Origin of the sequence: Mesorhizobium sp. M0001, assembly GCF_040324255.1 — a bacterium.
In the GTDB taxonomy this organism is placed as follows: domain Bacteria; phylum Pseudomonadota; class Alphaproteobacteria; order Rhizobiales; family Rhizobiaceae; genus Mesorhizobium.
The window spans coordinates 157,504-177,617 of sequence record NZ_JAMYVS010000003.1 but is presented as its reverse complement, the minus strand read 5'-3'; the positions used below and the strand labels follow the sequence as shown (position 1 = coordinate 177,617).

The 20,114-nt window shown below is 63.4% G+C and carries 14 protein-coding genes and 1 pseudogene; 11 read left to right on the top strand and 4 right to left on the bottom strand.

All coding sequences use genetic code 11. The annotated features are described in order from the left end of the window. Nucleotides 1-42 precede the first annotated feature (42 nt). Nucleotides 43-4,014, bottom strand: coding sequence for a peptidoglycan-binding protein (locus NKK50_RS10680; protein ID WP_352543360.1), 3,972 nt, complete (start codon nucleotides 4,012-4,014; stop codon nucleotides 43-45). 479 nt (nucleotides 4,015-4,493) lie between these two features. Between NKK50_RS10680 and NKK50_RS10675 the strand changes: the two genes are divergently transcribed. The 8 genes and pseudogenes from NKK50_RS10675 to NKK50_RS10645 all read left to right on the top strand — a co-directional run bounded on the left by NKK50_RS10675 (nucleotide 4,494) and on the right by NKK50_RS10645 (nucleotide 13,926). Further along, nucleotides 4,494-4,952, top strand: a complete 459-nt coding sequence (locus NKK50_RS10675) for a MerR family transcriptional regulator (RefSeq protein WP_023823731.1) — start codon at nucleotides 4,494-4,496, stop codon at nucleotides 4,950-4,952. Between the two features lie 274 nt (nucleotides 4,953-5,226). Further along, complete coding sequence (locus NKK50_RS10670) at nucleotides 5,227-7,035, top strand: acyl-CoA dehydrogenase (RefSeq protein ID WP_352543359.1); 1,809 nt, start codon at nucleotides 5,227-5,229, stop codon at nucleotides 7,033-7,035. Nucleotides 7,036-7,267: 232 nt separating this feature from the next. Next, entirely contained in the window at nucleotides 7,268-8,437 is a 1,170-nt protein-coding gene (locus tag NKK50_RS10665) for an acyl-CoA dehydrogenase family protein (RefSeq protein WP_023681961.1), read from the top strand. Between the two features lie 31 nt (nucleotides 8,438-8,468). Beyond that, on the top strand, nucleotides 8,469-9,677 hold the full coding sequence (locus tag NKK50_RS10660; RefSeq protein ID WP_023669613.1) for an acetyl-CoA C-acetyltransferase: 1,209 nt from the start codon (nucleotides 8,469-8,471) through the stop codon (nucleotides 9,675-9,677). A 23-nt stretch (nucleotides 9,678-9,700) separates the two neighbouring features. Continuing rightward, nucleotides 9,701-11,920 carry a 3-hydroxyacyl-CoA dehydrogenase NAD-binding domain-containing protein gene (locus NKK50_RS10655; RefSeq protein WP_352543358.1) on the top strand — a complete coding sequence of 740 codons (2,220 nt, stop codon included), beginning with the start codon at nucleotides 9,701-9,703 and terminating at the stop codon, nucleotides 11,918-11,920. Nucleotides 11,921-11,931: 11 nt separating this feature from the next. Beyond that, nucleotides 11,932-12,086: pseudogene (locus NKK50_RS31320) on the top strand (thioesterase family protein); the annotation flags it as partial. 308 nt (nucleotides 12,087-12,394) lie between these two features. Then, the gene (locus tag NKK50_RS10650) at nucleotides 12,395-13,045 is read left to right on the top strand and encodes a S24 family peptidase (protein WP_352543357.1); all 651 of its coding nucleotides are present in this window, start codon (nucleotides 12,395-12,397) and stop codon (nucleotides 13,043-13,045) included. Nucleotides 13,046-13,053: 8 nt separating this feature from the next. Continuing rightward, nucleotides 13,054-13,926, top strand: coding sequence for a thermonuclease family protein (locus tag NKK50_RS10645; RefSeq protein WP_023669617.1), 873 nt, complete (start codon nucleotides 13,054-13,056; stop codon nucleotides 13,924-13,926). On the opposite strand, the gene NKK50_RS10640 is transcribed toward NKK50_RS10645, so the two are convergent. Next, nucleotides 13,889-15,538: a lysine--tRNA ligase gene (locus tag NKK50_RS10640; RefSeq protein ID WP_352543356.1), complete on the bottom strand. Its 1,650-nt coding sequence runs from the start codon at nucleotides 15,536-15,538 to the stop codon at nucleotides 13,889-13,891. The two genes, NKK50_RS10645 and NKK50_RS10640, sit on opposite strands and share 38 nt — an antisense overlap. A 156-nt stretch (nucleotides 15,539-15,694) precedes the next feature. On the opposite strand from NKK50_RS10640, the gene NKK50_RS10635 reads away from it, so the two are divergent. Then, a complete protein-coding gene (locus NKK50_RS10635; protein ID WP_023818790.1) occupies nucleotides 15,695-16,108 on the top strand; it encodes a tellurite resistance TerB family protein in 414 nt (137 codons plus the stop codon). 60 nt (nucleotides 16,109-16,168) lie between these two features. On the opposite strand, the gene NKK50_RS10630 is transcribed toward NKK50_RS10635, so the two are convergent. Further along, nucleotides 16,169-16,984: an ABC transporter substrate-binding protein gene (locus NKK50_RS10630; protein ID WP_050586840.1), complete on the bottom strand. Its 816-nt coding sequence runs from the start codon at nucleotides 16,982-16,984 to the stop codon at nucleotides 16,169-16,171. 296 nt (nucleotides 16,985-17,280) lie between these two features. Between NKK50_RS10630 and NKK50_RS10625 the strand changes: the two genes are divergently transcribed. Both NKK50_RS10625 and NKK50_RS10620 read left to right on the top strand, forming a co-directional pair. Then, the gene (locus NKK50_RS10625; RefSeq protein WP_023669621.1) at nucleotides 17,281-18,012 is read left to right on the top strand and encodes a helix-turn-helix transcriptional regulator; all 732 of its coding nucleotides are present in this window, start codon (nucleotides 17,281-17,283) and stop codon (nucleotides 18,010-18,012) included. Nucleotides 18,013-18,287: 275 nt separating this feature from the next. Next, on the top strand, nucleotides 18,288-18,926 hold the full coding sequence (locus NKK50_RS10620) for an acyl-homoserine-lactone synthase (RefSeq protein ID WP_023681954.1): 639 nt from the start codon (nucleotides 18,288-18,290) through the stop codon (nucleotides 18,924-18,926). A gap of 201 nt (nucleotides 18,927-19,127) precedes the next feature. On the opposite strand, the gene ppk2 is transcribed toward NKK50_RS10620, so the two are convergent. Continuing rightward, nucleotides 19,128-20,033, bottom strand: a complete 906-nt coding sequence (gene ppk2 / locus NKK50_RS10615; protein WP_023669623.1) for a polyphosphate kinase 2 — start codon at nucleotides 20,031-20,033, stop codon at nucleotides 19,128-19,130. Nucleotides 20,034-20,114: the final 81 nt, after the last annotated feature.

The window sequence follows — 20,114 nt, the reverse complement described above, 5'->3', positions numbered from 1 at the left end:
CAAATGTATGGCAAGGGCGTCGCGTTAGCGACGCATCTGCCGTTATTTGTGCGCCAGCAGCGCCTTCACCAGCTTTTCGTCGATTTCGCCGGTCGCCTGCATCTTGTTGTCAGTCTGGAAAGCCATGATTGCGGTCTTGGTCTTGCCGCCCATCACGCCATCGGCGCCGCCGGCATCGTAGCCGTTCTTGTTGAGGATGAGCTGGATGTTCTTGACCGCCTTCTTCATGTCGACGCTGGCGGTGGTCTGCGGCGTGCCTTCCTGCCAGGATTCAGGAATGTCGGCCGAGTTGGACGCCGGGTCGAGCGGCTTCGGCTTCCACAGTTCCGTGGCGGCGCGCGCCCGCTCCAGCTGTTCGGGGCGCAGCGCAGTGGCGACTTCGTCGCGCTTTGCAGCCGCATCCTTGTCGCCGGTCTTGGCGACGAGCGCGAACCATTTGTAGGATTCCTCCAGGCTCTGCTTCATGCCGACGCCCTTTGCCGCCAGGATGCCGAGATTGAACTGGCTGTCCTTGACGCCGACATCGGCCGCCGCCTGAAACCAGTGCGCGGCCGATTCATTGTCGGTCACGCCGTCGGCGGCCATGGCAAACAGAACGGCCAGATTGTGCATGGCGCTGGCATTACCCTGCGCGGCGGCGAGCTGGTAGAAGGTCTTTGCCTTCTTGACGTCGCGCGTGACGCCGATGCCCTTCTCGTAGAAATTGCCGATGCGGTATTCCGCCGGTGCGAAGCCGAGCTCGGCCGACTTTTCGTACCATTTGGCCGCTGCCGCCATGTCTTCCTTGACGCCGCGCGATTCAGCATAGCGCGAACCGAGTTCGAACAGCGCCTTGGCGTCACCGCCGGCAGCCGCGTCGCGCAAGGCTTGCGGGCCGGCATCGGCCGGAACGTCTATCTTGGCCACGACAGGTGTTGCCGCGGCATCAGCCGGCGGAACGGCGCCGGTAGTATCCGAGGCCGTCGTATCCGAGGCCGAGGGCGCCATGACGGCGGCCGCAGGCTGCGCGTCGGCAGCCGCCGGTCCCGCAGTGGCGGTGGTCGGCAGCATTGCATTTGGCGCGGGGGCCGGATCGGCCAGAGCCATCGGCGCTGGCGCGGGCTCCACCGCCGGCACTTCGGGCCCGGCGACCGAGGCCGCATTCATTGGCGCATCGTTGCCGCCTGCTGGCTCTGAGGGCTCCGCCTGCCTGACGATCCGGGCCGGCGCGTCCTGCATGGTCACCTGCGCATCTGCCTTGGGTTGGCTGGCAGCGTTGACCGAGGCAGTCTCGACCGGCTGCGAGGCGACGATCGGCGCTGTATCGTTGCTTGCGACCTCGACCGGGTCGGCGAAGAAGGCCTTGCCCAACTGGAGGCCGGCAAGCGCCAGCATGATCGCGACCGCTCCCATCAGGATCGGCTTGCGCCGCGCCTTGAGCAGGTCGCCGATACGAAGCGCCTTGACCGGGCCCTTCATGGTAGACTGGCGTTTCAACGCGTCGGCCTCGGCGGCCGCGGCCTGCGCCGCGCGCCTGGCCGCGGCAATGAAGTCGGATTTCGACGCATCGCCGGAGTTTTGGCGCACCGGCGGGCCGCGCTCGTCGCGCACGCGCTTCATGATGGCGTTGAGGTCGGGCGCGCCGGAGCCCGGCTCCAACGGTCGGTTGGCGAGCTTCGGATCGAGCGGCTCGTCGAGATCGACGCTCGGCATGTCGACATTAGGCCCCGAGCCGGCAAGCGGCGGCATGTCAGCCGGCTTCTTGCCCCTGAAGGCGCGCGCCAATCCACCGAACAGCGACTTCTTGGCCGTGCCTTCGCCTTTCTCGGCAATCCTGTCGGAACCGAGCGCTGCCTGGGCAGCGGCCGCGGCAGCCTCGGCTGGCGAGCGCCGCACTGGTTCGCTGCCCATGACCGGGTCGCTGCGCATATCCGGCTCGCTGCGCATGATGGCGGCGGCGCGGCCGTCCAGGTCGGCCATGTCTCCGGTCAGCGGCAGCGGCTGGTCGATATCCATCGACGGCGCGTCCTGCACCGAAATCTTGGAGGCGCGTGCAGCGCGGGCCTGCCGCGCCGGCTCGGCCTGGGCATCCAGAAGCTCGCTCACCGCATCGGCCGGTTCGCTGGTCTCCAGCGAGCCCAGACGATCGACGATCTTGAGCAACGTGTCGTGGATAGCCTCGAATGTCCGTGAATTGCGCTCGTCCGAACGGCGCGTCAGCGCTTCCAGCGTCTTCAGATCCTGGGCAAGGCCGGTAACGGCCGCGGTGTTGGCGTTGGAATCTGCCAGCGAGCGCACGGCGCTCTCGGCCGCTTCCCGTGCCGCGCCCATGATGGATTCGCGGGTTCCAGCCAGCGACTTCTCGATTTCGTTGAGGCGCGGGCTGATGTCCTCGAATTCCGGCAGCGGCGTGCCGGGCTTCGACAGATGCGCCGATAGGCTGGAGACCTGCGCCTCGAGGCTGCGGATCAGTGCCGGATCGATGCCGGCGACCTGCGCGGCCGACGATTCCAGCCGGCTTGAAATGTCTTCGAGCCGGCTTTCCAGGCCGCGGATCGCCGCCTCGTTGGCAGGATCGGGAATGCGCGTCTCCATGCGTTGGGCGAGCGCGGTGAAGCGTGCGTCGATGGCGTCCATGATGCCGGCGCTGTCAGCCTGCGGCTGGCGCTGGTCCAGCCGGTCGGCAACCTCGTCCAGCCGCCGCTCGAGATCGCGAAACAGCATGTTGCCCTGTTCGATGGCGTCGCCCTGCCGGCGTTCCATCATGCCCGACAGCACGTCGAAGCGCTGTTCCAGACCCTGGAAGATATAGTCGGCGTCGGGCATGGCCGGGGCGTGGTCGATCTTGTCGGCGATCATCGCGATCTGCTTGCCGAGGCGCTCCATCGCCTGTTCCGGCAGATTGGCGCGGCCGGCAAGCTCGTCGACCCTGTTCGACAGCGTGCTGAGACGGTCGAGAACCTCGCCGCTCGGACGAACCTGCACGACTTCCTCAATCTGCTGCGCCAGCGAGGCGATCCGCTTCTCGATGCGTTCAAAGGGTTCGGGGTCGAAGGAATTGGCCTGTGCGGCGACGGTCGAGGCGACGATGGCGCGCGAAATCTCGTCGAGCCGTTCGTCGATCAGGCCAAGCGTGTCGCCGCCGCGGTTGCTCTGCTGGCTGACGAAATGATCGACGGCGCCGGCAAGCGTGCGGACCTTTTCTTCCATCGAGCGCAGCGACAGCGATTCCGGCAGATTGTGGACCGCATTGCTGATCTGTTCGAGCCGGTCGGTCAGGGCCGAAAATCCGGGGCCGTCGGCGCGGTTGCGCTGGTCGGCGTCGACACGGTCCTCGAACGCGCTCCAGCGGCGGTCGAAATCGTCCCAGCGGCGGTCGACCTTCAGCACGCTTTCCTCGCGCGCCAATGTGTCGAGCGCCGTCTTTACCTGCTCGAGCTCGAGCCGCAGCATGTTGACGCTTCGGTCGTCGCTCTTCTCGGCCAGCGTCTGGATGGCGCCGGACAGCCGCTCGAATTCGACGCCGAGTTCGGCGCTGCCCTTGCCGGGCAAGCCGCCTGCCTGACCACCCGATTGGTTGCTCGCCTGGAAGGCCCGTTCGATGTCCTTGCGCAACGCGGCGAATTCGCGCTGCAGGCCGGCCGTCATCTGATGGCGCAGTTCCTCGCGCAGGCCACGCAATTCGCCGGCGATCTTGCCGACCACGGCGACGCTGTCTTCCTGGCCGCGCACGCGGTCGATGTCGCGCGCGATCGCCTGATAGTTCTGGTCGAAGCCGGCCGTCACAGGGCTTTTCGGCCGCGGCGTGGGCTGCGGGTCCTCGTACCAGCGCGGCGGGGCGTAGGGCTGGGCGCTTGCGTAGCGCGGCTCTGCCGGCGGCCGGCGCGGATCGAAGCGCTCGGCGGCGTCCTCGCGCTTGCGCTCCAGCCGCTGCTCCAGCGTTTCCAGCGAGCGGTTCAATTCATCAAGTGTGGTGTTCGGCCTGCGCGGCCTGCCGGCGTTGAGTGTATCGAGATAGGACCGCTTGCTGTTCATCGATGCGTCCGTTTTTCAGAATGGCCGGCTTGCTGCCAGTTTCCCAAGTCCTTGTCGGGAACGAAGGCGGCCGCGCGGCACTGCTGCGGCGGAAGACGAGCTTCCCGGGCCAGGCCCGCTCTCCGAAAAACCGTGAAAAATTCGCTACAGGATAAACACGGGTGACCGACATCCGCACATTTCACCCATCGTGGTAAACAAGGTGTTAACCAAGCTTAAGAAGTTACGGCATTGCTGAAATACAGGCGGTGCCCGTTCGGACCCGGCGCCGGGGGTGCGGCATAAGGTTTCGCAATCCCAGAACGCCCTTGCGTCATGCGGCGGCTATCGATATAGAATTGACGTAAACGTAAGAGGGGCGCCGTTCGTGCCTTTTGCGATGAATTAGTTGAAACCACGACTGGAAGCATGCCCCCGCTTCCACTCAGGCGTTGCAAGGTCCGAGACCGCGATGCCACGACAGGGGAAAGCCAGTGACTATGAAACTTGTTTCGCCCGGCGAAGCCGCGGCCAACACCAACAATATGTCTGCCGAAGCCAGTGAGGAGCTCGTGCGCATCGGCGAGATGGCCAAGAAACACGGCGTGACGCTGCGCACGCTGCGTTTCTATGAAGACAAGGGCCTGCTCAATCCAAAGCGCGATGGGGCGACGCGGCTATACACGCGTCGCGACAAGGCGCGGCTGAAGCTGATCCTGCTCGGCCGCAAGGTCGGGTTCTCGCTACGCGACGTCAAGCAGATGATGGATCTCTACGATCCGACGGGATCCAACACCAAGCAGCTGCGGCTGGCTCTCGACAAGTCGGAGAAGCAGCTTGCCCGCCTGCAGAAGCAGCGCGCGCTGATCGACGACGCCATCAACGAGTTGAGCGGCTCGATGTCGGCCGTGCGCCAGATGCTGTCCGAGCGTTCGGCCCCGGCCAGCGCCGCCAGCTGATTTCGCTCCGCAGCTCCCGGCGAAAGCTTTGAACGGAAGAGCCGCGCGGCCCGCCCGCGTGGCTCTTTTTGTTTGACCACCCTAGCTTTGCGCAAAGCCCTGCACCGCTCGTGCCGACAGGCTGGCATAAGTAAATTGTCGCGGCGACCAAATTGACGTTTACGCAAACGTCAATTTTTGCTATCCCGCTTTCAACATTGGCCCGCATGCCGCCCCCAACCTCATGTTTCGGGGCCCAATCTCGCGGCCAAGACCCGCATGGTGGAGGAAACACATGCCGATCTACAGGGCGCCGGTCCAGGACACGCTGTTCGTGCTCAACGAGGTGCTGGGTTATCAGCGCTACTCCAACCTTCCCGGATTTACCGACGCGACGCCCGACGTTGTCGAGGCGATCCTCGCCGAAGGCGCCAAGCTCGCCGAAAACGTTATGCATCCTCTGAACCGCGTCGGCGACATGGAAGGCTGCGTGCGCCATGAGGACGGCTCGGTGAGGACGCCGAAGGGCTTCAAGGAAGCCTACGACCAGTATCGCGAAGGCGGCTGGATGGGACTGGCGGCGCCCGTCGAGTTCGGCGGCCAGGGGCTGCCCTATGCCGTGCACACCGCGGTTGCCGAATACATGGTTTCGGCCAACATGGCGCTGATGATGTATCCCGGCCTGACGCAAGGCGCGATCGCGGCGATCATCACACACGGCACCGACGAGCAGAAGGCGACATGGCTTCCGAAGCTGGTCGAGGGGTCCTGGACCGGTACCATGAACCTGACCGAGCCGCATTGCGGCACCGATCTCGGTCTGCTGCGCACCAAGGCGGTGCCGAACGGCAACGGCACCTACAAGATATCCGGCCAGAAGATCTTCATCTCGGCCGGCGAGCACGACATGTCGGAAAACATCGTTCATCTCGTGTTGGCCCGCATCGAAGGCGCGCCGGCAGGCGTGAAGGGCATCTCGCTGTTCATCGTGCCAAAGCTGAAGCTCGATGCCTCGGGCAATCCGGGCGAGAAGAACACGCTCTCCTGCGGGTCGATCGAGGAGAAGATGGGCATCCACGGCAATTCGACTTGCGTCATGAATTATGACGAGGCCGAAGGCACGCTGCTCGGCGAGGCCAATGGCGGCCTGAAGGCGATGTTCACGATGATGAATGAAGCCCGCCTCGGCGTCGGCCTGCAGGGCCTGTCGCTGTCCGAGATCGCTTACCAGAACGCGGTCTCCTACGCCAAGGACCGGCTGCAGGGCCGCTCGCTGTCGGGCGCCAAGGCGCCGGACAGACAAGCCGATCCGATCATCGTCCATCCCGACATCCGCCGCTCGCTGATGACCATGAAGGCCTTCAACGAGGCCGGCCGCGCGCTGGCGCTGTGGACGGCGATCAAGTCCGACATCGCCCACCGCTCCGCCGACGACAAGGATCGCCAGGCGGCCGACGACTATACAGGCCTGCTGACGCCGGTGATCAAGGGCGTGCTCACCGACAAGGGCTTCGACCATGCCGTCATGGCGCAGCAGGTGTTCGGCGGCCACGGCTATATCGAAGAACACGGCATGAGCCAATTCGTGCGCGATGCCCGCATCGCCATGATCTATGAAGGCGCCAACGGCATCCAGGCGCTCGACCTTGTCGGCCGCAAGCTTGGCCTGAATGGCGGCCGCGCAGTGCAGGCTTTCTTCAAGGACGTCGGCGAGTTCTGCGAGGAGAACCGTGCCGACGAGAAGCTGGCGCCGTTCACCAAGGCGTTGAAGAAGGGCCTCAACGATCTGCAGGCGGCGACGATGTGGCTGGTGCAGAACGGCATGGCCAAGCCCGACAATGCCGGCGCCGCATCCACCGACTACATGCATCTCTTTGGCCTTGTGGCGCTCGGCTACATGTGGGCGCAGATGGCCAAGGCCGCGCTCGGCAAGACCGGCGCCAATGGCTCCCAATCTGTCCACGAAAATGGGGCTTTCTACGACAACAAGGTGGTGACGGCGCGCTTCTTCATGGAGCGGATCATGCCCGAGACATCGGCACATCTCGCCCGCATTTCCAGTGGTGCGGACACGCTAATGGCGCTGCCTGCGGAAGCGTTCTAGAAATGGCTGGCGTCCCCCTCCCCCTTGAGGGGAGGGTGGCCCGAAGGGCCGGGAGGGGTCCTTGCGTGCAGTGCGCCGGCTGGTTGGCGCTTTGGTAGGAGATGATCGCAATGCCCCAAACCCGCGTCAATTCCGAAGATAAGGTCGAGCACGTCATCGGCGACCCCACCCGACCGCTTCGCGGCCACCCTCCCCTCGAGGGGGAGGGGGACGTTGGCGCGGGAGAAACGGCATGACAAATCCAGCCGAAGTGCTCTCCTTGCCGAAGCCCGCCTGGGCGGCGGACGAAGTCGGCATGCTCTACGACATGGCGCATCGCTTCATGTCGGAAGAGATCGCGCCGCGCTACGACGAGTTCGAGAAGAACGAGATGGTCGACCGCGAGAGCTGGCGCAAGGCAGGTTCCGCCGGCCTGCTCTGCGCCTCGATGCCGGAGGAATATGGCGGCTCCGGCGGCACCTTCGCCCATGAGAGCGCCATCATCGAGGCGATCGGCCATGTCGGCGTCGACGGTTTCGGCATCGGCCTGCACAATGCGATCGTTGCCCCTTACATCCTTCATTACGGCTCCGAGGAGCAGAAGAAGAAATGGCTGCCGAAGCTGGCAACCGGCGAACTGATCGGCGCCATCGCCATGACCGAGCCGGGCGCCGGCTCCGACCTGCAAGGCGTCAAGACGCGCGCCGAGAAGGACGGCAACCAGTACAAGATCAACGGCTCGAAAACCTTCATCACCAATGGCCAACTGGCCAATTTCATCATCGTCGTCACCAAGACCGATCCGGCCAAAGGCGCCAAGGGCACCTCGCTGATCGTCGTCGAGGCCGACGAGGCCGAAGGCTTCGAACGCGGCCGCAACCTCGACAAGATCGGCCTGAAGGCCAACGACACGTCGGAGCTGTTCTTCAATGATCTGCGCGTGCCGACCTCGAACCTGCTTGGCCACGAAGAGGGACAGGGCTTCATCCAGCTGATGCAGCAATTGCCGCAGGAGCGCCTGCAGATCGGCACCGGCGCGATCGCCATGATCGAGCGCGCGCTTGCTCTGACCATCGACTACGTCAAGGACCGCAAGGCCTTCGGCAAAGCGATCATCGAGTTCCAGAACACCCAGTTCAAGCTCGCCGAACTGAAGACCGAGGCCACCATCGGCCGCGTCTTCTACAATGATTGCGTCACCCGCCACATCAATGGCGGGCTGGATCCGGTGACGGCGTCGATGGCGAAATACTGGCTCTCGGACCTGCAGGGAAAAGTCGTCGACGAATGCCTTCAATTGCATGGCGGCTATGGCTACATGAATGAATATCCGATCGCCCGCATGTTCCGCGACGCCCGCGTCCAGCGCATCTACGGCGGCACCAACGAGATCATGAAATTGCTGATCGGCCGCTCTCTCTGAGAGCGACGTCGGCAAAGCAAGGAGCAAGCAAATGGCTGAAGCTTATGTCTATGACGCCGTGCGCACACCGCGCGGCAAGGGCAAGAAGGATGGCTCGCTGCACGAGGTGCCGGCGGTGCGGCTTGCGGCCAGGACGCTTGAAGCGTTGCGCGACCGCAACGGCCTCGACACTGCAAACGTCGACGACATCATCTTCGGCTGCGTCGATCCGGTCGGCGAAGCCGGCTCCGTCATTCCGCGTGCCGCCGCCTTCGAGGCCGGCTACGATAACAAGGCGCCGGGCATGCAGATCTCGCGCTTCTGCGCCTCAGGCCTCGACGCCATCAATTTCGGCGCCGCCAAGATCGCTCAAGGCGCCGACGAGATCGTCATTGCAGGCGGCGTGGAATCGATGTCGCGCGTCGGCATGGGCGCCTCGGGCGGCGCGTGGTTCATGGACCCGTCCGTCGGCCTGCCCGGCTGGTTCGTGCCGCAAGGCATTTCGGCCGACCTGATCGCCACCAAATACGGTTTTTCGCGCGACGACGTCGATGCCTATGCGGTCGAGAGCCAGAAGCGTGCGGGCAAGGCCTGGGCCGATGGCCGTTTCAAGAACTCCGTCATACCGATCAAGGACCAGAACGGCCTCACCATCCTCGATCATGACGAGCATATGCGGCCGTCGACCGACATGCAGTCGCTGGCCTCGCTCAACCCGTCCTTCGTCATGCCTGGCGAAATGGGCGGCTTCGACGCGGTCGCCGTGCAGAAGCATCCGGAAGTCGAAGAGGTCAACCACGTCCACCATGCCGGCAACTCGTCCGGCATCGTCGATGGTGCGGCCGCCGTACTGCTCGGCTCGAAGAAGGCCGGCAAGACGATGGGCCTGAAGCCACGCGCCCGCATCCGCGCCTTTGCCAACATCGGCTCCGAGCCGGTGCTGATGCTTACCGGTCCGGTCGACGTCACCGAGAAGCTTCTGAAGCGCGCCAAGATGAAGCTGTCGGATATCGACCTGTTCGAGCTCAACGAGGCCTTCGCCTCAGTGGTGCTGCGCTACATGCAGGCATTCGAAATCCCGCACGACAAGATCAACGTCAATGGCGGCGCCATCGCCATGGGCCATCCGCTCGGCGCCACCGGCGCGATGATCCTGGGCACGGTGCTGGACGAGCTCGAGCGCCGCGATTTGAACACCGCTCTGGTGACGCTCTGCATCGGCGCCGGCATGGGCACCGCAACGATTATCGAACGCGTCTGATTTTCGGCCGGAAGGAGAGAGACATGACTTATACAAACTTCACGGTCGACACCGACGCAGACGGCATCGCGCTGGTCACCTGGAACATGCCGGACCGCTCGATGAACGTCTTCACCGAAGAGGTGATGAACGAGCTCGAGAAGATCATCGACCATGTGGTGGCCGACGCCGCCATCAAGGGCGCGGTGATCACCTCGGGAAAGGACAGCTTCTCCGGCGGCGCCGACCTGACCATGCTGCAGAAGATGCTGGCCGTATTTGCCAAGGAGAAGACCAAGGACCCGGAGAAGGCGGCACAGCTTTTGTTCGACAATGCCGGCCGCATGGGTGGCTTGTGGCGCAAGCTCGAAACGTCGGGCAAGCCTTGGGTCTCGGCGATCAACGGCACCTGCATGGGTGGCGCGTTCGAGCTGTCGCTGGCCTGTCATGGCCGCGTTGCCGCTGACTCCGAAAAGGTCAAGATGGCCTTGCCGGAAGTCAAGGTCGGCATCTTCCCCGGCGCCGGTGGCACCCAACGCGTGCCGCGCCTGACCGACCAGCAGCAGGCGTTGCAGATGCTGACCACCGGCCAGACGCTGTCGCCGCAGAAAGCCAAGGCGATGGGGCTGATCCACGAGATCGCCGAACCCGGCAAGCTGATCGAGACCGCCAAGGCGATGATCAGGAACGGCCTGAAAGCCGTCCAGCCCTGGGACGAGAAGGGCTTCAAGCTGCCTGGCGGCCAAATCTATACGCCGGCCGGCTTCAATCTGTGGCCGCCGGCCATCGCCATCCTGCGCCGCGAGACCTACGGCAATTATCCGGCCGCCGCGGCGATCCTGAAATGCGTCTATGAAGGCCTGCTGGTGCCGTTCGACACCGGTCTGCGGATCGAACAGCGCTATTTCACCGAAATCATGCAGTCGAAGGAAGCAGCAGCGATGATCCGCTCGCTGTTCGTCTCGCTGCAGGAGCTCAACAAGGGCGCCCGCCGCCCGGCCGGCGTGCCGGAGACCAAGTTCAAGAAGATCGGTATTCTCGGCGCCGGCTTCATGGGCGCCGGCATCGCCTTTGTCACCGCCAAGGCTGGCATCCCGGTCGTCCTGCTCGACCGCGACATGGCGTCGGCCGAAAAGGGCAAGACGCATTCCGACAGCCTGATCTCCGATCAGGTCAAGAAGGGCCGCGTCAAGCCCGAGGAGAAGGACAGACTTCTGTCGCTGATCACGCCGTCGGCCGACTATGCCGATCTCGCCGGCTGCGATCTGGTGGTCGAGGCGGTGTTCGAGGATTCGGCCGTCAAGAAGGCTGCCACCGAGCAGGCCGAAGCCGTGCTGAAATCGTCGGCGATCTTCGCCTCCAACACCTCGACCATCCCGATCACCGCACTGGCCAAGAATTCGGCGCGGCCGAAGAATTTCGTCGGCATCCACTTCTTCTCGCCGGTCGACAAGATGATGCTGGTCGAGATCATTTTGGGCAAGAAGACCGGCGACAAGGCGCTGGCCACCGCGATCGATTTCGTGCGCGCCATCAAGAAGACGCCGATCGTCGTCAACGACACGCGCGGCTTCTACGTCAACCGCTGCGTGCTGCGCTACATGTCGGAAGCCTACAAGATGCTGATCGAAGGCGTTCCGGCGCCGATGATCGAGAACGCCGCCAAGGCCGCCGGCATGCCGGTCGGCCCCCTGGCGCTGACCGACGAGACGGCGATCGACCTTGCCCAGAAGATCATGAAGCAGACCATCAGGGACCTCGGAGACAAGTCTGTCGACCCCAGGCAGATGGCGTTGATCAACACGCTGGTCGACACCCATCGCCGCTTCGGCCGCAAGAACGGCAAGGGTTTTTACGACTATCCCGCCAAGCCTGCCAAGAAGAAGCTGTGGCCGGGCCTGAAGGATCTCTATCCGCAGCTGGAGGCCGAGAAGGTCGACTATGAGGAACTGCAGCAGCGCCTGCTGGTAACCATTGCGCTGGAAGCGGCCCGGGTGATGGAGGAAGGCATCGTCACCGATCCGCGCGAGGCCGATCTCGGGTCGATACTCGCCTTTGGTTTCGCGCCATTCACCGGCGGCGCGCTGTCCTATATCGACGGCATCGGCGCCGGGGAGTTCGTCAGAATAGCCAAGGGCCTGCAGAAGAAATACGGCGCCGAGTTCAAGGCGCCCAAGCTGCTGCTCGACCTGGCGGAGAAGGGCGAGACCTTCTACCAGCGCTTCGATCCCTATGCGAAAGGCGAAGTGCAGAAGGCCGCTTGAGCTAGCGCCCCATGTACGTCTGGGGGCGCCTTGCGCGCATGGCCACGGCAAGGCGCCGTGGCCCTTACGCGGTCGGCAGCGAAAGTCGGCTGGCTTTTCGCTGCCTGCCGACATCGACTTCAACCTCCATCTCAACAACGCCCGCTACATGATGCTCGCCGACCTCGCGCATGACCCCGAAAATCGGAATCGATTTTCGGAAAGGATCATGCGCCAAATCAAAATGCTACAGCGTCCTTGGCGCGTCCAATAGGACGCTTGCCCGCTCCGTTCAACCGCGACCGCCGACCGAGGCCGAGCGGGTTTGCATGACCTCCCACCAGGGATTGCGCAGCCTGCCCAAGGCAGTTTGAGGCATCCATGACGACTTCGCCGCACGCAGCTTTTTGAGAGATCGGGCCGCGCGCCGGTGGACAATCGGATAACCGCGCGTTAGAAGGAAAAGGTATTTTTTCCTGTTTTGAGGAGAGCAAATTGCTCTCGCATGACCGAGTTTGGGCAGCCATCGACGCTCTCGCCGAGCGCTATTCGTTGTCGGCCTCCGGCCTGGCCCGGCGAGCCGGTCTGGACTCCACCGCTTTCAACAAGTCGAAGCGGCTGTCCTCGGATGGGCGGCCGCGCTGGCCGTCGACCGAATCGCTGGCCAAGATCATCGAGGCGACCGGCGCCTCGCTCGACGAATTCACCGGACTGGTCGAAGGCCGCGCCAAGACAGCTTCGGGCTCGTTAGCCCCGCAGCGTTCGGCGGTGCCGCTGCTCGGCTTCGCCCAGGCCGGCGCCGGCGGCTTCTTCGATGATGCCGGCTATCCCTCCGGCCAGGGTTGGGACCTTGTCGAGCTTCCGGCGCGGGCAACCGAAACCTCCTATGCGTTGAAGGTGCAGGGTGATTCCATGCTGCCGCTGTACCGCAATGGCGATGTGCTGATCGTCGAGCCGGGCGCCGCTACCCGCAAGGGCGACCGCGTCGTCGTCAAGACCAATGCCGGCGAAGTCATGGCCAAGGTGCTGGAGCGCCAGACGACGAAATCGATCGTGCTGATCTCGCTCAACCCCGACCATCCGGACCGCGACATCGCGATGCGCGATGTCGAATGGGTGGCGCGGATCGTCTGGGCAAGCCAGTAGGTCTCGCGGTGCGTCTGCTTCAAATCCTCATAGCCCTCCTGGCGATCCCGGTGATGGTCGCCATTGTCGTCGCCGGCGGTCGCGCGCTGCATCACGAAAGCACCGCCATCACCGTCGACCAGATCGACCCGGACACCGAGGCCGTGCCCGAGGAGCCGGCGACGTCGGCGATCCCCGAGGTCCAGCCCGTCAAGCCTCCGATGCACTCGCCTCCGGTGCATTCGAGGGCGATCGATCCCGAGGCCATCGCTCCGCCGCCGCTGCCGGCAGAAGAACTTGAACGGGTCGAGCCACGCGCGCCGCTGAGCGACCTGGCGCTGGCCGGACCGCCCAAGCCGCGTGGGCGCAGAGCGGTCGACGACTGGGGAGGAACAAAACTGTTCCAGCCGGTCGCGGCCGCCGCCGGCCTGATCGAAGCCAATGGTTATTCCGTGACGGTCTCCGGCATCGACATCGTCAGGCAAGACGAGACCTGCACCGAGGGCGGCAAGTCCTGGGCTTGCGGTATCAGGGCGCGCACCGCGTTCCGGTCTTTCCTGCGCGGTCGGGCCGTTGCCTGCAAGGTGCCGCCGGAGGCCGACCGTGCGTTGATCGCCGCCGAATGCCGCATCGGCAAGCTGGATGTCGGCCAGTGGCTGGTCGAAAACGGCTGGGCGCGCGCCACGGCAGGCGGCCCCTATGTCGAAGCGGGCGACAAGGCGCGCGCCGCCAAGAAGGGCGTCTTCGGCGCTGCGCCCGATCTTGGCGGCCTGCCACCGGCGCCAACGCCTGTTGCGGCACCGACGGCGTCGCAACCGATCCTCGATGCCCCGGCGATAGACACGCCGCCGGCCGGGACGGAAATTACGCCGCCAGCTGACCAGCCAGCGCCCGCTCAATGAGGGCGCGGGTTTCGGCGATGCCGTAGAGGGCTGCGAACGAACCGAAGCGCGGTCCGCGTTCCTGGCCGATCAGCACCTGGTAGATCATCTGGAAGAAAGCGCCCGAGACACCAGGGCCGCCGTCCGGGCTCTTCTTCGAATGGTCCTGATAGCGTTCGATCTTGCGCGCGACGTTGAGCGAAGCGTTCTGGATCTCTTCGCCGTCGGCGCTGGCCGGCAGGCCAGCAAGCGCGTTGCCAAGCGCTTCCAGCGCCACGCGTTCGACATCGTCGGCCGGCCGGAAGGTCTTCGTCGGCTTCACGAAATCGTCGAAGTAGCGGATGGCGAAACCGACCAGCTGGTCGAGTTCGGGATGCGTTGCCGGGGTCACGCCAGACGTATGGCGGGAGATGAAGCCCCACAGCACATCCTTGTTTTGCGCGTTGGAGGCGCTGACCAGGTTGAGCAGCAGCGAGAACGGCACCGGCATGTCGATGGCAGGCGGCTTGCCGTCATGCATGTGCCAGACCGGATTGCCCAGCCGCTCCTTCCAGTCCTGGCGCGGATAGGCGTTGAGGAAGGTGTAGTACTCGTCGACGGCGCGTGGGATGACGTCGAAATAGAGCTTTTTCGCCTGCCTTGGCCGCTGATACATATAGAGGCCGAGGCTTTCGGTCGGCGCGTAGCGCAGCCATTCGTCGATGGTCAGCCCGTTGCCCTTCGACTTCGAGATCTTCTGGCCGTTCTCGTCCAGGAACAGTTCGTAGACGAAATGCTCGGGCGCGCGCCCGCCGAGAATGTTGCAGATGCGGTCGTAGATCACCGCGTTCGTCTGGTGGTCCTTGCCGAACATTTCGAAATCGACGTCGAGCGCTGCCCAGCGCATGCCGAAATCCGGCTTCCACTGCAGCTTGACCTTCCCGCCGGTCACCGAAAGTATGGTCTCGGTGCCCTCATCGTCGAAGGTGATGGTGCCGGCCTTGGCGTCGACATGCTTCATCGGCACGTAGAGCACGCGCCCGCTCTTCGGCGAGATCGGCAGGAACGGGCTGTAGGTTGCCTGCCGCTCCGGCCCCAGCGTCGGCAGCATCACCGCCATGATCTGCTCGTAGCGCTCGGCGGCGCACACCAGCATCGCATCGAAGCGGCCGGCCTTGTAGTACTGCGTGGCGCTGGCGAATTCGTAGTCGAAGCCGAACGTGTCGAGGAAGCGGCACAGCATCGCGTTGTTGTGGTCGGCAAAGCTCGCATAGTCGCCGCCGAACGGATTGGGCACCGACGAAAGCGGCATATGAAGATAAGGCTCGAGGGCTGCGCGATCCGGCACATTGTCGGGGATCTTGCGCATGCCGTCCATGTCGTCGGAGAAGCAGAGCAGCTTGGTCTTGACCTTGTTCCCGGTCAGCACGTGAAAGGCATGGCGCACCATCGAGGTGCGCGCGACCTCGCCGAACGTGCCGATATGCGGCAGACCCGACGGACCGTAGCCGGTCTCGAACAGGACGGTCTCGGGAAAGTCGGCGCCTTTGTAGCGCTCGATGATCTTTTTGGCTTCCTCGAACGGCCAGGCCTTGCTTTCGGCGGCTGCCGCAAGCATTTCGGGGTTGAGATCGGCGATGTTTGATCCCGTCATGTCAAAGTTCCAGTCATGGCCGGCTTTCGCGGCTGGTAAGATTTTTCAACCGGGTCTCTAGGCGCGACAGGGCGGAGCGTCAACGATATCAGGCGTTTTCGTTGCGACGGCGCCGTAGCGTCCCTACCTTCGACCATCACTATCAAGGAGTTTTGAATGCCGTTGCCGTCCACCCATGAAGCCCTGATCTACCTGATGGTCATCACCTCGGCTTCCGATCGCGACATGACCGATATCGAACTGGCGCGCATCGGCGACGTCGTCCGCAGCTGGCCGGTGTTCGAGGATTTCAAGCAGGACAGGCTGATCGCCATTGCGCAGGACTGCCAGAAGATGCTGCATGAAAAGGATGGATTGGAAGGCGTGCTCGAGCGTGTCGCCGAGACTTTGCCCGAACGGCTGCACGACACCGCTTATGCCGTCGCCTTCGAAGTTGCCGCCGTCGATCTCGAAATGCGCATGGAGGAATTGCGGGTGCTGCAGTTGATCCGGCGTGAGCTCGATCTCGACACGCTGACCGCCGCGGCCATCGCGCGCGGGGCGAAGGCCCGCCTGCGCACGCTGACCTGATCCAGCCCGTAGAGGAAGCTGACCGGGGCCGGATCAGAAAAAGCTGGACCGAGAACCGGATCAGAAGAAACTGACCGGGAAATAGCGCAGGTAGAATTCGGCGAAGGTGCCTTTCACCGATATCTCCTGCAGCGCGTAGTCCATGGCTGCGGCCAGCGCTGGGTCGCTGGCCCGGGTGGCAATGGTCATGCCGGACCCCAGATATTCCGGCGCCAGGTAGGGTCCACCGGCGAAGCGGCAGCAACCGGCGGCGTCCGTGCCGCCCAGCCAGAAGGAAAAGCGCATGCCGTCGCCGAAGGCGGCATCGATCTTGGCGCTCTTCAAGTCGCTGTAGAGGTCTTCCGGCCGTTGAAAGCGGATGATCTGCACGGTGCCGAAATAATCGCGCAGCATCTTTTCATGCGCCGAGCCGGCCAGCACGCCGACCCGCTTCGAGCGCAATTTGTCGAGGATCGGCTCGGCGAAGGCCTTGGTCTTCGGCATGATGAAGCGCGCCGGAAACTGTAGATAGGAGCGCGAAAAGCTGTACTTCGCCCGCGTCTCCGGCGTTGCGGCGATGCCGGCGATGATCGCCTCGCCTTCGCCCTTCTGCAACGCGTCGTCGAGTTCGGCCCAGGGCAGCGCCTGGATCTGGCATTTGTCGGCGATGTCGAGTTCGGCGCAAATCGCCCGCGCCAGGTCGATGTGGAAGCCGGACAGTCGGCCCGTGCCGTCGAGAAAATTGAAGGGCGGGAAATCGGTTGTGGTGAGGAACCTGAGCCTCGGCAGCGCCGCAAGGTCCGGCTTCGGCAGCCGCTCCTTGGCATCCCAAAGCACCGGCACCTGCGGTTCCGCTGCCCGCACAGCGCCGGCAAACGGCTGCACTCCGATCAGCATCGACAGCAAGGCGATGGTTATCCAGCGTGATGTCACAAAAAACTCCGCCCGTCTTGGCCGTTGGCTTGTGATACGAAAACGGCGCAGGCACAATTGTTTTTGATTTCAAAGGGCAAATTTCGGGTTATGCTTTGGCGAGGTTGCAAATAGCCGCACAGAGTCGGCCCGGGGTTGGCGGTCGCTGGCGTTAGAAAAGCTAAGGATGTGGCTTTGCAATCCGGGGTTGATGGCTAAGTGCGGGGCAGGCACGTAGCATCGGTCTCAAGAGCGGTAGGCAACATGGGGTAGATGTTGCGATGGGTTATTTTGACCGGACACTTGAATATATTGACCGGGTGCAGCGTGCCGACACGTCGGCTGCGGTGTGCGAGCAGCTACTTAGTGTCACCTCGAATTTCGGATTGACGGCCCTGATAGCCGCAACGGTGCCGCAGCCCGGTACACCAAGCAGCCAGACGAAGGACCATGTGCTGCTCTGCGATTGGCCTAGCGAATGGCTGGAGCGTTACTTATCGCGCAACTACGTCGACCACGATCCGGTCGTCAGCCATTTGAAGCAGTTTCGGGCGCCATTCCAATGGCGCGATGCCGTTCAAAGCATGCCCGCCGACAAGAGCAGCGCCGAGGTAATGCGCGACGCCCGCCAGTTCAAGCTGCGTGACGGCCTCGCCTTCCCGCTGATCACGCTCGAAGGCCAGATCGCGCTGGTCTCGCTGGGCGGTGAGGCGGTCGAACTGTCCGAAGCCGAATTCGCAATGGTCTCGCTGGCCTCCACCTATGCCATCGGCCGCGCCATGCAGCTTCAAACGACGGCCGGCAAATCTATCGATCACATTGAATTGACGCCGCGCGAGCGCGAATGCCTGCAATGGGCGGCGGTCGGAAAATCCGAGTGGGAGATTTCGCAGATCCTCGGCATCTCGGAGCATACCTCTGAGAAACACCTTCTCAACGCCAAGAGCAAACTAGGCGCCGCCAACCGTGTGCAGGCAGTCGCCGAAGCAGTCAGGCACGGCTATATCAGCTAGGCCGGTTCTGGCGGCCCGAAATTTATGGCCGCATTGTCGGCGTCATATCTTCAGAAAAGACCGGCCCCTGTCGTCCTCTTGAGACGGCTAATGCTTTCTTAACGCCAAAAGCAGACTCGGCGTCGCCAACAGGGTGCACGCCATCGCGGAGGCGTTTAGGCGCAGCTATATTAGCCATGTCGGCTGTGGCAGCCTGGAAATCCTTGCCAACACCTTCGCGCAATTTTTTCGGGAAAGCCCGGCCGTATCTTCCTCTTAAGCCCAGGAGACGGCTAATGCTATTTTCCCTTACCACTCAACAACTGATGGAACGTCCCGACCTATGGGAGGCCGTCCATCGCCTGCGTTACAAGGTCTTCGTCGATGAGATGCGGTGGACCGATCTCGATCGCCCGGACGGCCTCGAAATCGATCAATTCGACCATGATGAGGCCGAACACCACCTTGTCATACGCAATGGCGAGCTTGCAGGCTATCATCGGATGCTGCCGACCACACGGCCGCATCTCCTTAGCGATGTGATGCCGGAACTCTGCGAGGGAAAGCGCCCTTCGGGACCGAATGTCTGGGAGCTAACCCGTTACGCGGTGGCGCCAGGCTTTCGCGATGGCAAGCGCGGCGTGTCTACGGTCGGCACCGAACTGATCGCCGGCTTCGTCGAATGGGGCCTTGCTCGCAATGTCGATCAGGTCATTATCGAGGTCGAGCCGGTGTGGGTGCTGCGGACGCTGCAGTTGCACTTCCTGGCGACGCCGCTCGGTTACCAGCGCACCTATGGCAACCAGCAGGTCGTCGCCACACTGCTGACCTTCAACGAGCATACGCTGGATGTCGTGCGTTCGCGCCGCAACCATCACGCCCCGGTGTTGGCCAGGGGCACCCCCCACATGCTCGGCATGCGGCAGGCGTCGTGAGACTGTCTTCACCCGACGCGCTTTAATGCATGTCGCTCAAAGTGGCCCCGGTTTTGAGAGAACGACATGCATGAAACAAAGACCTAAAGCGCGTCGCGTGAATCCGTTCAAATGCGATGCGCTTTAGACAATGGCCACAGAGCCCACCTCCGTGTGGGGGTGGGCTCTGTAATTTCAGCCTCTGCCCATCGAGGCCAGTCTCTACTTCTCGAGAAACGACGGCCCTTCGCCGACGATCTTTTTGTCTTCCTTGCCGATGGCGTCGAGATCGCGCCCATCATAGGGCAGTGACAACAGGATGCGCCGCATGACGGCCAGCCGCGAGCGTCGCTTGTCATTGGCCCGCACGATGATCCAGGGCGCGAACTGTTTGTGCGTGCGCTCGACCATCTGGTCGCGCGCCTTGGTGTAGTCGTCCCATTTGGTGATGCCGGCAATATCGATCGGCGAGAACTTCCAGTTCTTCAGCGGCGACCAGCGGCGGTCGTGAAACCGTTCGAGCTGGGTCTCGCGGCCGATGTTGAGCCAGAATTTGAAGAAATAGATGCCCTCATTGGAGATCATCCGCTCGAAATGCGGCGTCTCGTCGAGGAATTTTGCATGCTGTTCCGGTGTGCAGAAGCCCATCACCGGCTCGACGCCGCCGCGGTTGTACCAGGAACGGTCGAAGGTGACGAATTCGCCCGATGTCGGGAAATGGGCGACGTAGCGCTGGTAGTACCATTGCCCGACTTCGGTTGGGGTCGGCTTGGTCAGCGCCACGTTGCGCGCGGTTCGAGGATTGAGATACTGGCGCAGCACCGAGATGGTGCCGCCCTTGCCGGCGGCATCGCGCCCCTCGAACAGCGACATCACTCTGCTGCCGGTCGCCTGCAGCCAGGCCTGCGCCTTGACCAGTTCGATCTGCAGCCGCTCCAGCGTCTCGTCATACTCCTCGCTCTTCATTTTCTTGTCGTAGGGGTAGTCGCCTGCGGTCAGTTTGTGGTCCTCGATCCAGCTGGGAAGCTCGGGGTTTTCGATGTCGAACTCCCGCTCCTTGCCGTCCACCTTGATCTTCAGCGGCCCCTTTGCCGGCTCTGCGGCGGGACTTTCCTTGGCTTTTTTCATCGAGACGAACCTTTCCAGCTTGCGGACTCATGCTATGGGGGGCCTCAAACCCGGTCCAGCGGAAGTTTCGGCGAGACCGGC

Excerpts from the sequence above, each read along its gene's own strand:
- NKK50_RS10680 (WP_352543360.1), bottom strand. The coding sequence starts at position 4,014 with ATGAACAGCAAGCGGTCCTATCTCGATACACTCAACGCCGGCAGGCCG.
- NKK50_RS10675 (WP_023823731.1), top strand. The coding sequence starts at position 4,494 with ATGAAACTTGTTTCGCCCGGCGAAGCCGCGGCCAACACCAACAATATG.
- NKK50_RS10670 (WP_352543359.1), top strand. The coding sequence starts at position 5,227 with ATGCCGATCTACAGGGCGCCGGTCCAGGACACGCTGTTCGTGCTCAAC.
- NKK50_RS10665 (WP_023681961.1), top strand. The coding sequence starts at position 7,268 with ATGACAAATCCAGCCGAAGTGCTCTCCTTGCCGAAGCCCGCCTGGGCG.
- NKK50_RS10660 (WP_023669613.1), top strand. The coding sequence starts at position 8,469 with ATGGCTGAAGCTTATGTCTATGACGCCGTGCGCACACCGCGCGGCAAG.
- NKK50_RS10655 (WP_352543358.1), top strand. The coding sequence starts at position 9,701 with ATGACTTATACAAACTTCACGGTCGACACCGACGCAGACGGCATCGCG.
- NKK50_RS10640 (WP_352543356.1), bottom strand. The coding sequence starts at position 15,538 with ATGACGGGATCAAACATCGCCGATCTCAACCCCGAAATGCTTGCGGCA.
- NKK50_RS10635 (WP_023818790.1), top strand. The coding sequence starts at position 15,695 with ATGCCGTTGCCGTCCACCCATGAAGCCCTGATCTACCTGATGGTCATC.
- NKK50_RS10630 (WP_050586840.1), bottom strand. The coding sequence starts at position 16,984 with ATGCTGATCGGAGTGCAGCCGTTTGCCGGCGCTGTGCGGGCAGCGGAA.
- NKK50_RS10625 (WP_023669621.1), top strand. The coding sequence starts at position 17,281 with ATGGGTTATTTTGACCGGACACTTGAATATATTGACCGGGTGCAGCGT.
- NKK50_RS10620 (WP_023681954.1), top strand. The coding sequence starts at position 18,288 with ATGCTATTTTCCCTTACCACTCAACAACTGATGGAACGTCCCGACCTA.
- ppk2 (WP_023669623.1), bottom strand. The coding sequence starts at position 20,033 with ATGAAAAAAGCCAAGGAAAGTCCCGCCGCAGAGCCGGCAAAGGGGCCG.